Genomic DNA, 15,176 nt, shown 5'->3' with positions numbered 1-15,176 from the left:
AAAATATTAAACGGCGGGTTGCAGGCTGTTACACGGATGTTAATATCTATAGCACAAATGTTAACAGTACTATAAACGGTAATGAGCAGCGGTGTAAAGTAACAGGATGAAACAAAAAGTGCCCCTGCAGGATAAGCCTGCAGAAGCACTTAAAAATTTTAATTAATTATTATTTATGGAGCAGCTACAAATTGGTAGGTTTTGCCGCCTTGAGTATCAAACGAAAGCAGGTAACTTTCTCCATCCTTTTTTGAGCTCGCAGTGCTGCCGGCAAGTTTGATCGGCGAATTACTGCGCACCCTACAAATCCCGCCCTTTATTGATTTTACTGTTGCCGATGATAGCTGGTGCGCCTTCCAGTTAACCGATATCTCGAAATTGCCCCTTGCCTTTAAACCCGTTACTTCACCGTCTTTCCAAACATCAGGTAAAGCGGGTAGCAAATAAAGATCCCCTGCCTGGCTTTGTAGCAACATTTCGGCAATACCAGCGGCCGCGCCAAAATTCCCATCTATCTGAAACGGCGGGTGGGCGTCAAACAAATTGGCATAAGTGCCGCCGCCGCCTGCATAGGCTGTACCTTCTTCGCCGGTTAAATGCAGCAGGTCGCGCACCAGTTTGTGTGCATGGTTACCATCTAAGAGCCGCGCCCAAAAGTTTATCTTCCATGCCTTGCTCCAGCCTGTGCCTTCATCGCCGCGCATCTCCAGTGTTTTTTTGGCAGCCGTGGCCAGTGCCGGCGTTGATATAGGCGAGATTTGTTCGCCCGGGTATAATCCATATAAATGCGAAACGTGGCGGTGGTGTACATCTGTCTCGTCCCAATCCTTATACCATTCTACAATACCACCTTTTTTTCCAATTTTAAACGGATATAACCTCGCCATCCTGCTAACCACTGTATCACGCAGGGCTTTATCCTCGCCTAATATTTCTGACGCCTTTATAAAATGGTCAAACAGGTCACGGATAATGGACATATCCATTGTACTGGCCGCGGCAATGGTGCCCTGTACACCCTTTTCGTCGATAAAGGCGTTCTCGGGAGATCCCGACGGCGAAGTGATCCAGTATCCGTCCTTATCTTTTATCATCCACCCCAGGGTAAACGCAACCGCGCCTTTCATTAATGGATAAGCCTTTTGTTTCAGGAATTGCTTATCGCCGGTAAATAAGTAATGGTCCCACTCATGGCGGGAAAGCCAGTCGCCTCCCATCGCCCAATTGGCCCACATCGGGTCGCCACTCCCTTCGCCTACCGGGTTGCTCATTGCCCATATATCGCTATTGTGATGCACCACCCAACCATCTAAATGGTAAAATTCTTTAGCTGTATTTTTACCGTTAACGGCCAGTTCGTCAATCAAATTCAAGAGCGGCTGGTGCAATTCAGACAGGTTAGTGGTCTCAGCGGGCCAATAGTTCATTTGCACGTTAATGTTAGTGGTGTAGTTAGAACTCCAGGGCGGGCTCACGCTATCGTTCCAGATACCTTGTAAATTTGCCGTTGTGCCCCCGGGCCGCGAGCTGGAAATAAGCAAGTACCGGCCAAACTGAAAAAACAGCGCCTCAAAAGCGGGGTCTTCCTTACCGGTGGTGTACGATAGTAAGCGCGCGTCCGTCGGCAATGTGGTTGTATCTTGTTTCTGGGCAGTTAGTTTAAGCCCCACCCGGTTAAAGTAATGGTGATAATCGGCCAGGTGATTATTGAGCAGCTGCTGATAGGTTTTGTTCGAAGCCGCCTTCAGGTACACACGGCTGATCTTTACTTCGTCCTTTCCATCTGTCGAGGGGCATTTGTCATATCCGTTAAAACTGGTAGCTGTCGAGAGAAGCACTAACACTTCAGTAGCGTTTTTTATAGTGGTGCCCGTAGTATCAACAGATACGCTACCACCTTTTTGAATGGCTTTGGTGAGCAGTATAAAGCGCATCCCCCGGCATGGTGCTGCCGCATCATTATATTCTAAAGCATTTTTTTTGTTAAGGTAAACGGGATAAGCCTTGGCCGGTGCTTCGCCCCTCATTGCCAGCACATTATTATCCATCACACTTGTGGTGTATTTAAGCTGCGAATTGGTTGACAATTTCAGGCTGATACTTTTGGGCTTGTCGGCGGTTATGCGCATTACCATTACCTGGTCTGCTGCCGATGTAAACAACTGCCGTGTGTACATTACCCCCTTCACTTTGAATTTAGTGGTGGCGATGGCGTTGCTGATGTCCAGGTCGCGGTAATAGGCAGATACTTTGCTGCTGCCAAAATCCTGTTTTATTTTAAGATCGCCCAGCGGCAGGTAACTTTGCGAGTAATTCCCCTGCATATTTTTACTCAATTCTGCAGCCTTTTTGTAATCTCCGCCGGCAACGGCTTCCCTGACCTTTGCCAGATATTGATATGCATTGGGGTTCATTGAAGGCGAAACAGGGTTGCCGGACCATAATGAACTTTCGTTAAGCTGGATCAATTCATTACTGGTGCCGCCAAATATCATGGCTCCTATCCGTCCGTTACCTATTGGCAAGGCTTGTGTCCACCGTTTTGCGGGTTGCTTGTACCACAACTTTAAGGGCTGCTGGCTCAAAGCCGCAAACGGGATCAATACAGTAAGGCAAAGAATTATCTTTTTCATATAGGTTAGGGTTTGGATGCCCGCTGTAAAATTGAATTGGTTAACGGTATTTTAGAACTGTTAAAACTACAATTATAAATCTACTATCTTAGTGGTGGCAATCCAAAAAAAATTCTTTTTAAAGTTTTAAAGCAACAAAATGTCAAATCCATCCCGCAGGCTATTTTTAAAAAAGGGGGCACTGTTAAGTATGGCTACCGCTTTGCCTAACCTTATATCCGCACAAGAAATTGACCAGCTGACCCAAATTGGCAACGATGCTGTGATCCTTTTCCAGGGAGATTCGATTACCGATGGCAACCGCACCCGCGATAACGACTGGAACCATGTGATGGGCCACGGATATGCCTATTTGATAGCCAGCCGCCTGTGGTTTGACCACCCTGAAAAGCATTTTCATTTTTTAAACAGGGGTATTAGCGGTAATAGGGTGACCGACCTTACCGAGAGGTGGCAAAAGGACACCATCGACCTGAAACCAAATATTTTGAGCATCCTGATAGGTTTAAACGATATTACGCAATTTTTGGCCGGCGATGCTTCCTATGATGCCGGCAATTATGAGGCCGGATATCATGCCTTGATTAAGCAAACAAAAGAACAACTCTCAAATGTACAATTCGTAATTTGTGCACCGTTTATCTTGCCAGGTGCGCACGTAAGCAAAAACTTTGATTTATGGCAGGCAGAAGTTACCAAAAGGCAGCTTATCGCCAAGAAGTTAGCAGAAGAATTTGGGGCGATATTTATAGATTTCCAGGAGCAATTTAACCAGGCACTTACAAAAGCCCCCGCCGATTATTGGATATGGGATGGTATACACCCCATGCCCGCCGGCCACGAATTAATGGCGCGCCATTGGATAAAGGAGGTTAACAAGCACATCAAATTGGGTTAGGCCAATTAAAAATCAAATAATGGCTAATCGCATAGCCTTCGACTTAAAAGTTGGGGTCGAAATTAAAGTAAATAGGGTTGGATAGGCCTACCATGTTACCGCTTATAGCCGCCCATCCCGATAATTGGGGATATGGCGTTTGGGGCCCTTCCACCGTCACCCGGTAATAAGTGCGCCCTGTTTCTGCCGGGGTATCTGTAAACTCTGCCACCGGTGTTTTTCCGGTAACTGTATATGAATTGAACTTGCTGCCGTTTTTAATAACGGTGATGGTGTATTCACCATCAGGGAATTGCTTTGCGGCCAGCTTTACCCGGAATTTTACCGGCTTGCCGGTTGCCTTCGCATTATCGCCCATCATCAAGTCCATTTTCCCGTCCGCATTTATATCGGCATAAAATTCTATCCGTGGTGCAAACGGGTTGGAACTGATAGCGACCCTGCCATTGGTTAGCGCATCAATAACGGCCTGCAAAGTGCGCGCTTTTGCAAACACCCAGGTAGTTGGCGTACCTACATAATTTACTTTGGCCTGGCTGCTGTTGGTGGTCGTTTTATCAGGGCTATCCGGAACGCCGTGGTGCGCATCGCTGCCGCCCCTGCCAGTCAGCTTCCTGCCAGACGACAGCATATCATCCCAGATCATGATCGCATTGGCATTTTTTGCCCACAATACAGAATTCCAAACTTCGATGGATTGTACCAGGTCATACGAATAACCAAAGTTATCTTTCCCGCTCGGATGATTAGCCGACAGGTGAATCCCCAGCTTATTCTTTACCCGCCCAATGGTTGTGTCGCGCTGGTCCCTTACATCAAATAATTGCTGATGATCATAAGGTTTTGCCGAGAAAACGTTACCATGCCCGCGGGTGGTTGTCCACTCGGCCCCGTAAAGCAATAAAACAGAATCTGATTTAAATTCCGGGTCGGTCCAGGTATTGTGAGCAACATCTCCGTCTACGTGGTTATCATGATCGGTTATACATAGGTAATCCATCCTAACAGATTTTGAAAAGGCAATGATCTTTGAGATAGGGTTATTAGACGACTCTTTGCTGTGGCGGGAGTGCACATGCAATTCACCTTTTAACCAAACACCATCTGTAAGGCTGGCAGCTGGCGGGATTACTGCCATTTTTTTGGCCGTCCATGGATTAACGTGTATGGCTTGGGCCGTGCCTTTTTCAGGTACGATAAATAAACCGCCGAATATTATAATAAAGTTGATAAACTTAAACGGGGTGATTGTAGAAAACATCATAATGAAAGCGATAAAAGGCTGTTGCAAATTGCCGACAATGGTAAGGATTACATATAAATAAAGCTTTAGCTAAATGTTAATTTAAGATGCAGCACCCTGCTTATTGCCCCAAAAAAATTTCTTTCAAAATTTCAATGTTAAGAAATAGTTAACAAAAAATAATACATTAAAACCCGCAAATAAACGGTATTAATAAAATCATAGATAAGCTAATATTCAGTTGACATTATCGTAACAAAGCTACCGTTACTTTGCAAAAAAAATTATAGCTCACAACCCCAAAACTTAATCAAATTATTTATGAAACAAATTTACCAGCGTTTTCTTAATGTTGGCACTTATCACTCCAGGCAATTTATTTTGCTGATCTGTGCGATCATTTTCAGCGTATCGCCGGCTGTATCACAAACCGGCAGAACTATCAAAGGAACCGTTACCGACGAGAAACGCGAAGCCCTTCCCGGTGTTTCGGTTGTTGTGGTAGGCAGCAATATCGGTGTGATGACCGATGCAAAGGGTAACTATACTTTAAATGTAAACCCTAACAGCACTGTTATCAGGTTTACATCGGTAGGCTATTTGCAAAAGGATGTTAACATTGGCACCAGCAATACCATTAATGCCAACCTTTTACCGGATGCCAAACAATTAAAGGATGTTGTGGTGATTGGTTATGGTACATCAAGCAAAAAGGATGTAACCGGTGCCATCACCACGTTAAAGGCCGAAGAGTTTAACGTAGGTGCTACCACTACTCCTGCAGAATTATTACAGGGTAAAGTAGCTGGCTTAAACATTACCAAAAGCGGCGATCCTAACCAGGCACCATCAGTGGTGTTAAGGGGCCCGTCAACAATTCGTACAACAGGCGGTGCACAAGAGCCTTTTTACGTAATAGACGGAGTGCCCGGGGCATCAATTGACGTGTTGGCACCTTCAGATATAGAAAGCATAGATGTGTTGAAAGATGCATCATCAACCGCAATTTACGGCTCGCGTGCAGCAAACGGTGTTATTATCATTACTACCAAAAAAGCCAAAGCTGGCCAAAACCATTTAACTTACAGCGCTTATGCAACCATGCAGGAGGTATCTAAAAAAATAGATATGCTAACCGGCGATGAACTGCGTAAATACCTTTCAGATAATGGCGTTGCGCCGTTAGCAAAACCACTTGATGATGACGGATCTAACACCAACTGGCAAAACATGGTTGAAAGAAAGGCTTACGCTCAAAATCATAACCTTAGCTATAACGGTGCAGGTAACAATGCAGAATATGGCGCAAGCGTCAACTACTTTAAAAACAACGGTGTACTCAACCGCACTTCATTAGAGCGTACTATTTACAGAGGTTATGTTAACCAGCGCTTTTTCGAGAACCGCTTAAGATTAAACCTTAACATCACCAACAGCAACTCTAACAGCAACGATATTTTCCAAAATAACGTGTTGCCTGCAATGCTATTCTATTTACCAACAGTAGGCCCTTTTAACGCTGATGGAACTTATAAGGAAAATTTCACCCGTACAGGCAGCGGGCCGCTTAACCCATTATCATTACTTAATAACAACACTATAAAAAGTAACGATAATAAAACCTTGATCAATGGTATTGTACAGGTTGACATATTAAGCGGTTTAAAGTTTACTATCAGCGGCTCGCAACAGCGCGATCAGTATAATTATAACAGCTATCTTAACAGCCAGTCTGGCTTAGCGGTAAACTTAAATGGTGTTGCACGCCGTACATCGGTTTTAAATACCAATAACATTTTAGAATCGTACTTTAATTACGATAAAGAATTTGGTCGCCACTCTTTAAAATTATTGGCAGGTTATTCTTACCAGCAAAATAAAACCAATGATGGTTTTGGTGTGCAAACACAAAATTTCAGTAATGATAACTTAACCTATAACAACCTGTTTTTATCTAACCCGGCTTCAATATCTCAAATTGCATTTGATAACGCGCCGATATCAACCCTTAGGTTAATATCATATTATGGCCGTGCCCAATACCAGTTTGACGACAAATACCTGGTTCAGGCATCGTTACGTGACGATGGTTCATCAGCATTCGGTGCTAACCACCGCTATGGCCTTTTCCCGGCAGCATCAGTTGGATGGAGAATTATCAATGAGGATTTCATGAAAAGCTTACCCGCATTCAGCGATTTGAAATTAAGGGCAGGCTATGGTAAATCTGGTAACAGCGTGGGTTTTGATGCCTTCTCTTCTATCCTGATCTACGGTACACAGACAGTTAACGGAACCAGCAGTAAATTCCTTTCTAATGGAAATATCACCAATGCCATTGGTGCCGTTCGTAATGAAAACCCTGACTTGAAATGGGAAACTACAGCAACAACCAATATTGGTTTAGATTTCGGATTATTCCAAAACCGTATCACCGGTTCGGTAGATTACTACATCAAGAAAACATCTGACCTAATCTATGATCAATACCCGGTTTCGTTAACTCAATACTTTACCAGCACCATTACAGCAAACGCCGGTAAGATAAGCAACAAGGGTATCGAGGTGGTAATAAGCGCTACTGCAGTTAAATCAAATTCGTTCACATGGAAAACATCTTTCAACGTATCACATAATAAAAACGTTGTTGAAAGCCTTTCTAACGGCCAATTTAACCTGCCATCATTTTATACAGCACAGTTAGGTGGTAAAGGCCAATCGGGCAATTTTAGCCAGATAGTACAGCCTGGCCAGGCATTAGGTACCTTTTACCTTTGGCATTATGTAGGCAAAAATGCCAATGGCGTAAGCACCTATCAAAACGCAGCAGGTAATACCATAGCAACGCAACCACTTACTACCGACCAAAAGGTTGCAGGCAGCGCACAGCCTAAATTTATATACGGCTGGACAAACACCTTTTACTACAAGAATTTTGATTTCAACTTTCTTATCCGCGGTGTAACCGGTAATAAGATCCTGAATGCTACCCTGGCTAACCTAAACAACCCTGCTGATGCAAGGCTGCAAAACATACCAAGATTTACGTTAGGCGAATCTTATAAGGACATCAACGCTTATCTGATCTCGGATCGCTTCCTGGAAAGCGGTGCGTATCTGCGTTTGGATAACGCTACTTTAGGTTACACCATTAAGCCAAACATTCCTGCTATCAAATCTATCCGTTTGTATACATCAGCTAATAACCTTTTCGTGATCACCAAATATAAGGGTATCGATCCGGAGATCAATATTGGCGGTTTAACACCAGGCATTGATAACAATAACTTTTATCCAAAGACACGTACATTCTTATTCGGTTTAAACGCGTCATTTTAATTAACAACAAAAGATATAAGCATGAAAACGATATATTCATTCATAGCGGGATGTGTAGCAATTGCTACTGTTAGTTCCTGCACCAAGTTAGATGTACCGGTAGAGTCGCAGTACGTAAAATCTAACTTTCCAAATACAGCAGCAGATTATAATGCCCTTACGGGTACCATGTACTCCAACCTATCTTCAAACTTTGCGGTTAACTACTGGAGAATGCAGGAGCTATCTACCGACGAAGCGATAATCCCGGCACGTGACGGTAACTTTGATGACGGTGGACAGTACCGCCAGCTACATTACCACACCTGGACTTTTGATCACCCTAATGTTACGGGTATTTGGCAATGGGGCTTTAGTGGTATCAACACGTGTAACCGTTTGTTAACCGTAATTGACGCTGCCAATTCACCGGCATCTGTTAAGACTGCTTACACGGCAGAAATACGGGCGATGCGCGCCTTGTACTATTTTTTCATGATGGATACTTACGGGAATGTGCCAATCATTACCACCTTCCCGGTAAATACCCCACCGGCCACAGAAAAAAGGGCAAAAGTTTTCGACTTTATCGAAAGCGAATTGAAAGCTGTGTTGCCCCTATTACCTGCAAAAACCAATACGTTAGCGACTAACATTTTGCAATACGGCCGCCCAACCAAAGGAATGGCTTTTGCGCTACTTGCTAAAATGTATTTGAATGCGCCAGTTTATAACGGTACAGCCCGCAATCAGGATGTGGTTACTATGGCAGACAGCGTACAAAAAAACACTAACTACACGTTAGATGCTAAGTACCGCGATATCTTTCTGCCTAATAACGGCCCTCAAATCAATGAAACTATCTTTGCTATCCCTTACGATCAGCAAATTCCGGGTAACCAATTTACACGCTTTGGTTTCTTTTACTACCTGGTTAACGCATACGGTTTTAACGTAGGTTTAAGTATTGCCATGAGCACTACTCCTGAATTTTACAACCGTTTTAACATCCCTAATGATTTCCGTACAAAAACATGGTTAGCCGGCCCGCAGTTTTATCCTGATGGTAATGGTGGTTTTACGAGCCAGCCGGTTTTCTATCCAAGTACCACTACACAGATTAATATTACCCCGCAATTGGTATTGGTACCCGGCAAGCCAATGGACTTAGGTAATACAATCGCTTCGCAGTCTGAAGGTGTCCGTTCACTAAAATATTACCCTGATCCGCAAATTATCCAGGCTACCCGCTTAAACGGTAATGACGTACCTGTATTAAGATTAGCCGACGTATATTTAATGAAAGCAGAAGCAATATTACGCGGCGCAACGCCTACTACTATCAACGGCGATGCACAAACACCGCTTAGTTTAGTGAATAAATTACGTGCCCGTTCAGGCGCGCAGTTGGCTGCGAGTGTTGACCTGCAGGGATTATTAGACGAACGTGCGCGCGAACTTTCATGGGAAGCATGGCGCCGTAATGACCTGATCCGCTTTGGGCAGTTTGAAACGGAATACCCGCTGCCGAACGACGTCCTGAAAATGAATACTGACCCAACCAGAAGGTTGTACCCTATCCCATCTACCGAGTTAAAAACAAACCCTAACCTGGTTCAAAACCCGGGTTATTAATAATCAACATAAAACAGCCGGCTCCAAAAAGCAGGCTGTTTTTATAACTTACTATCATGAAAGCTATCTTTGGTTTACTTTTAGTTGCGTTTTTACCTGCTTATAACGTGGCAGACCCTGGCGACAATGCGCCTATCAACCACGTTCAGGTGATAGGATCACACAACAGTTATAAAAAAGCTATAGATCCAAAACTGTTCAAGATATTGCAAAAGTCAGATTCTTTGGCGATGACTAAGATTGACTATGAGCACAGTTCTATTACCCAACAGCTTGACATGGGCCTTTTAGATCTGGAGATAGATGTTTACGCCGATACAGCGGGCGGTAAATACGCCCATCCAAAAGGATTAGACTGGGCACCCGGACAGCCAGCTTATGATACAGAAAAGTTAATGACCAAACCCGGGTTTAAGGTTTTCCATATCCAGGACATCGACTTTCGCAGCAATTGCCCTACTTTTGCGCTTTGTTTGCAGGAGTTAAAAAAATGGTCGGACGCGCACCCTGATCATAACCCCATATACATCACTATGAATGCTAAAGATGAGGCAATGAAAAGGCCGGGCTTTACTGTTCCTGATAAATTTACCCCTGCTATTTACGACAAGCTGGATAAAGAAATAGCCGATAATTTAGGCCTTGACCATGTGATAACTCCGGACAATGTACGTGGTAAATATAAAACCTTGGAACAAGCTGTTTTGCATCAAAACTGGCCTGCCTTAAAGCAGGCAAAGGGGAAATTTATTTTTTTATTAGATGAACAAGCGCCAAAGAACCTGGAATATGTGAAAGGCCACCCTTCACTAAAGGCCCGTGTACTTTTCATCAATGCAGAACCCGGCACGCCAGAGGCTGCTATTTATGTAATGAACGAAGCCACTAAGCAACTGTCGCAAATTGCTGCCCTGGTTAAAAAAGGCTACATCATCCGTACACGCGCCGATAGCGATACGCAGGAAGCAAGGACTAACGATAAAAGCAGCTTCGACGCTGCTATGCGGTCGGGTGCGCAAATCATTTCAACAGATTATTATAAGCCGAGCACCCATTTCAAGTCCGACTATAAAATCAGCTTTGCCGATGGGGGCTATTTTCGCATGAACCCATTATTTTCAACTGAGAAATAATTGTATTTATATCAATTAAAGCCGGGACAATATCCCGGCTTTTTTAATAACCAAAAGTTATGAAACGCAGAAATTTCATCAAAAATACGGCCCTCACCACTTTAGGTGCATCGTTGGTAACCCCGCTTATGTCACTGGCGGATAACAATGTTGTCACCCATTTAGAAAGCTCCGACCTGTCGGCCTCATCCTTAAAAGACGAATACAACGTGCATTTTATCGCCGTTGGTGATTGGGGGCGTAACGGGGAGTACGACCAGACAGAAGTTGCTAAACAAATGGGTATCTGGGCGGCAACCAACCCGCACGATTTTGTAGTATCGGTAGGTGATAACTTTTACCCGAGGGGTGTTGTAAGCGAAATGGATCCGCTTTGGCATTACTCATTCGAAAACATTTACACCGCGCATTCCTTGCAGTGCGACTGGTACCCGGTGTTAGGAAATCATGATTACGGATCTGAACCCGAAGTGCAGGTGCGTTACAGTAAGGTGAGCCGCAGGTGGTGTATGCCCGCGCTGTACTACGCCAAAGAATTTAAATTGGGCAGTAAGAATGAAAAGCTGTTGATGCTGATGATAGATACCGACCCTATGCTTCACCCTGATAAAAAACCACAGGTTGACCAGCAAATGCTATGGATTGACGAACAGTTAAGAAATGCATCGGCGGATGTAAAATGGAAAATAATTGTAGGCCACCACCCTTACTATACTGTTGGCCCAAGGATAAAAAACTACGATACCTTAACAATAAGGGAAAAACTGGGCCCGGTGTTAGAAGAATATAAGATAGACGTCTATCTATCGGGCCATGACCACTCCCTGCAACATTTAAAACCGGAAGGATACACCCACCAATTTATATCGGGTGCGGGATCTGAACTCACGCCGGTATCTGAGGGCATCCCTTACAGTCGTTTCCAGGCATCAGACCATGGCTTTATGTACTTTGCCATTAACAATAGTAAAATAAGCGTAAAAGCTATCAATGCTACCGGAAAGGTAATTTATCAAACGGAATTGAAGAAGTAACAATCCGGGTTTATCATAACCGCAGTTGCATCTTTAAAATTCTTATGAACCAAAAGCGCCCCTATAAAAGGGGCGCTTTATTATCCGGCTTAAATCGGATAACTCATATGGAGTATCTTAGAATAAAGAGAACTCAACACGTCTGTTTTGTTGACGGCCTGCAGCTGTTTTGTTAGTTGCAATTGGTTGGTTTGGTCCGTAACCTGTGGCTTCGATAGTTGAAGCGTTAGCACCCTGACCTACTAAGTAAGCTTTCACTGCTTCAGCACGGTCTTTAGATAATGCTAAGTTTAAAGCCATTGAACCTGTGTTATCAGTATGACCTGCTAATTTCAAGCTAAAGTTTTTCTCTTTCAATAAGCTGGCTACACGGTTAAGTGTTTCGTATGATCTTTCTTTGATGGTAGCTTTACCTAATTCAAATTCAAGATTTTTGATTGCTTCGCCAACAACCTTCCGGTCAGCTTCCGTAATAATCACCTTCTCGCGGATAACCGGGGCAGGAACCTTGATAGGGCAACCAGCACCATCTACCGTGGTACCTGTAGGCGTACCAGCACATTTGTCAAATTTGTTAGCAACGCCATCCATATCGTCGTCACCTAAATCTTTCATGTATTGCTCTTGGTCTCTCAAACGAGCTTGCTCAGCCATTAACAACATTTTTCTCAAGTCTGCACTTTCTGCAGCGCTTTCTTCGCGGATAGCTGCGATAGCGCTGAAATTTTGCAATTGAGATGAGTTTTTCTTACCTAAAGCAATTTCGATACCTGCGTGAGCGTATGAGAACTTATCGTTGCCACCACTGCGTACACCATCAAAGTTGTTGGTTTTCATGAAGTAAACCGCATAACCTAAGTCGATATTAACTACACGTGATAGGCCGATCTTGAAACCAGCCCCAACCGGGATAAACCAGTTCTCGTTATAATCTGTACTCGCACCTGCAGGTACGTTACGTACGTTTGCACTTGATGACATATAACCCGCACCAGCTGTTAAGTAAGGAGATAATGCACTGCGTTTGTGGTTTAAGCTTAAGTTAGCAACTGTAAAGTTGCCGCTTAATGAAGCCGACCAGTCGATACGTGATGTGAATGCACTGTTTTCCTGAGCTACGCTACCGGTAGGTAATGAGTTTGCGCGGATACCTTGCACTTTACCGGCAAGGAAATCTGCCTGGATACCAAAGCTTGGTAAAATTTGTTTTTTGATGTAACCACCGTAACCCCATTTTTCTTGTGGTTTGCGGAAATCACCGTTGTTTTCACCATTGAAGATAGTGTAAGGGGTAAGCAAACCACCGTTTAAACCGATTGACCATGTACGGAAACTTCTTTTCTCGAAACGTGCAACAGTATCTGTCGAAGTGCTTTGTGCAAATACAGCGGCTGAAGAGCCGATAAGCGTAGCGGCTAAAACCGCCTTTTTAATAAAATTTGTGTTCATATTGTTTTTAAAACTGTTTCACGCCAATAAACACTAACCATGCCCACGTTTGTAAAAATTTTGTTACTGCCTCAATAACAGCTAGTTAATATTATTTACTCTTTAGAAACAATTGCGTGCATATTTGAAAATGTGACCTAAATTAAATACACAGATGTATTTTACATATATCTTTCGCCAATTTGGGGCTTCAAGTAGCTCGGTTAAATCCATAACGATGCGATCACAAAAATTAATGTAACAGTCATCACCACCGCGCCCAGCTTCAAAAATGCCCATGCACTTACTTCCTGCCCTTCACGGCGTAAGGCTACAAGCCATAAAATAGTAGCAAGCGAACCTGTCATAGACAGGTTCGGCCCAAGGTCTATCCCTATCAGCGTTGCACTTTTAACAATTTCGGGCACGTGCCCGGCTTGTATTACATTACCTGCAATAAGCCCTGCGGGCAGGTTATTCATCAAGTTACAGGCAAATGCGGTAATTAACCCACTGCCCCATGTTGCAAACCCTACACTCGAAGCTGCACCTTGCTGTAATAACACGGTAAGTTGCTCGGTAAAGCCTGTTTTATTTAAGCCTTCCACTATCACAAACAAACCTGCAACGAGTGGCAACACCGCCCAGGATACGCCTTTGATCACCGCCCACGGGTTTTTGCGGGCGCGTAATATCACAATTGCCGATGTAAACACCCCTGTTACAGCAGTGGGTAATCCCAGTTGAATATCAAATGCGGACGATATAAGCAAAATAACCGCTGTTGTGCCGATACCGATCATGGCCGTTTTGCCCTCTGCAGACAGCTCCGGGATAATGATATCCGGTTCAATACTTTCCTTAAGATCTTTACGCTGAGTAAAAAATAAAATAAGGTAAGTAACCACTATGGATACAACGGAAGGTATCAGATAATGCGACATCCAGACCAGTAAGGTAGGCATGTGATTACCATAAATAACCAGGTTAGCCGGATTGGATATAGGCAGTACAAATGATGCAGCGTTGGCTATAAAGGCACAAATGAACAGGTAAGGTAAAGGTTTATCAACCTTTGCTGCCTTTACCGCCGCTGCAACCGCAGGGGTAAGCACCACCGCTGTTGCATCGTTTGACAGGAAGGTAGTTACAATAACACCAACCAGATACACCAGGAAGAATAACCGCTTTGGTGAGCCTTTAGCCATGCGGGTTGCGTGGGCTGCGAGCCAGTCAAAAAGCTTTTCTTCGCGGGCGGTTTCGGCCAGCAGCATCATGCCTGTTAAAAACAGATAAACGTCTGTACCCTTAGCAATGCCGCTGAGCCCATCGTTAAAGCTGATCAGCCCAAATAGTAAGAGTATGACCGCACCCGTACCAGCCCAGATCACTTCGGGTATTTTAAAGGGGCGGATAATAACCCCGGCAATGGCTACAAAAGAAATAAGCCATATGTAGATGTTCGTCATTATAATTGTAAAGGTTTAAAATGGTTCTGTTGGGCCTTAATTGTGTTCCAAATATTCCGTTCTATGCCAACATTTATTTGCGTATCGCATATCCAATAAATAAGTCGAAATAGATTTTTCATATTAGTGCTATCAGGCAATATTTAATTTTACATCTGCATCACCCGGGTTCCCATCGGCGCAAGAAACAGTTTCCGGCATCATCGTCCAAAAAACAATAAATGATATCAATGCCAACGCCGATAATACATAAAAACCAAAGTCAAAGCCGCACCAAATTGTAAGGAAGGATAAAGAGGATATAGGCATTAAGATAGGGCAGCTTTATTTTTTGTTGTGCTCCTTTTTAGGATAATAAGTCAGATCCGCGAGTTGCGGCATTTTT

9 protein-coding genes are annotated in these 15,176 nt (G+C 43.8%); 5 read left to right on the top strand and 4 right to left on the bottom strand.

All coding sequences use genetic code 11. The features are described from left to right. Positions 1 to 173: 173 nt before the first annotated feature. Complete coding sequence (locus tag IDJ76_RS09180) at positions 174 to 2,633, bottom strand: glycoside hydrolase family 95 protein (RefSeq protein ID WP_191163002.1); 2,460 nt, start codon at positions 2,631 to 2,633, stop codon at positions 174 to 176. A 139-nt stretch (positions 2,634 to 2,772) separates the two neighbouring features. On the opposite strand from IDJ76_RS09180, the gene IDJ76_RS09175 reads away from it, so the two are divergent. Next, positions 2,773 to 3,531 carry an SGNH/GDSL hydrolase family protein gene (locus IDJ76_RS09175; RefSeq protein ID WP_224746263.1) on the top strand — a complete coding sequence of 253 codons (759 nt, stop codon included), beginning with the start codon at positions 2,773 to 2,775 and terminating at the stop codon, positions 3,529 to 3,531. A 43-nt stretch (positions 3,532 to 3,574) separates the two neighbouring features. Here the strand turns inward: IDJ76_RS09175 and IDJ76_RS09170 are convergent, their stop codons facing one another. After that, complete coding sequence (locus tag IDJ76_RS09170) at positions 3,575 to 4,795, bottom strand: CehA/McbA family metallohydrolase (protein WP_224746262.1); 1,221 nt, start codon at positions 4,793 to 4,795, stop codon at positions 3,575 to 3,577. Positions 4,796 to 5,095: 300 nt separating this feature from the next. Here IDJ76_RS09170 and IDJ76_RS09165 point away from each other — a divergent pair, with 300 nt between their 5' ends. The 4 genes from IDJ76_RS09165 to IDJ76_RS09150 are packed head-to-tail and all read left to right on the top strand — an operon-like array spanning position 5,096 to position 11,894. Continuing rightward, positions 5,096 to 8,113 carry a SusC/RagA family TonB-linked outer membrane protein gene (locus IDJ76_RS09165; protein ID WP_191163001.1) on the top strand — a complete coding sequence of 1,006 codons (3,018 nt, stop codon included), beginning with the start codon at positions 5,096 to 5,098 and terminating at the stop codon, positions 8,111 to 8,113. A 21-nt stretch (positions 8,114 to 8,134) separates the two neighbouring features. Beyond that, the gene (locus IDJ76_RS09160) at positions 8,135 to 9,727 is read left to right on the top strand and encodes a RagB/SusD family nutrient uptake outer membrane protein (RefSeq protein WP_191163000.1); all 1,593 of its coding nucleotides are present in this window, start codon (positions 8,135 to 8,137) and stop codon (positions 9,725 to 9,727) included. A gap of 56 nt (positions 9,728 to 9,783) precedes the next feature. After that, positions 9,784 to 10,860 carry a phosphatidylinositol-specific phospholipase C1-like protein gene (locus IDJ76_RS09155; RefSeq protein ID WP_191162999.1) on the top strand — a complete coding sequence of 359 codons (1,077 nt, stop codon included), beginning with the start codon at positions 9,784 to 9,786 and terminating at the stop codon, positions 10,858 to 10,860. Between the two features lie 59 nt (positions 10,861 to 10,919). After that, complete coding sequence (locus IDJ76_RS09150; protein WP_191162998.1) at positions 10,920 to 11,894, top strand: metallophosphoesterase; 975 nt, start codon at positions 10,920 to 10,922, stop codon at positions 11,892 to 11,894. 117 nt (positions 11,895 to 12,011) lie between these two features. On the opposite strand, the gene IDJ76_RS09145 is transcribed toward IDJ76_RS09150, so the two are convergent. Continuing rightward, positions 12,012 to 13,343, bottom strand: a complete 1,332-nt coding sequence (locus tag IDJ76_RS09145; protein WP_191162997.1) for an OmpA family protein — start codon at positions 13,341 to 13,343, stop codon at positions 12,012 to 12,014. 203 nt (positions 13,344 to 13,546) lie between these two features. Further along, positions 13,547 to 14,791 carry an arsenic transporter gene (locus tag IDJ76_RS09140; protein ID WP_191162996.1) on the bottom strand — a complete coding sequence of 415 codons (1,245 nt, stop codon included), beginning with the start codon at positions 14,789 to 14,791 and terminating at the stop codon, positions 13,547 to 13,549. Positions 14,792 to 15,176: the final 385 nt, after the last annotated feature.

The organism is Mucilaginibacter glaciei, assembly GCF_014773245.1.
GTDB classification, from domain to species: domain Bacteria; phylum Bacteroidota; class Bacteroidia; order Sphingobacteriales; family Sphingobacteriaceae; genus Mucilaginibacter; species Mucilaginibacter glaciei.
The sequence above is the reverse complement of the archived record's forward strand: the minus strand, read 5'-3'. Positions and strand labels throughout refer to the sequence as shown.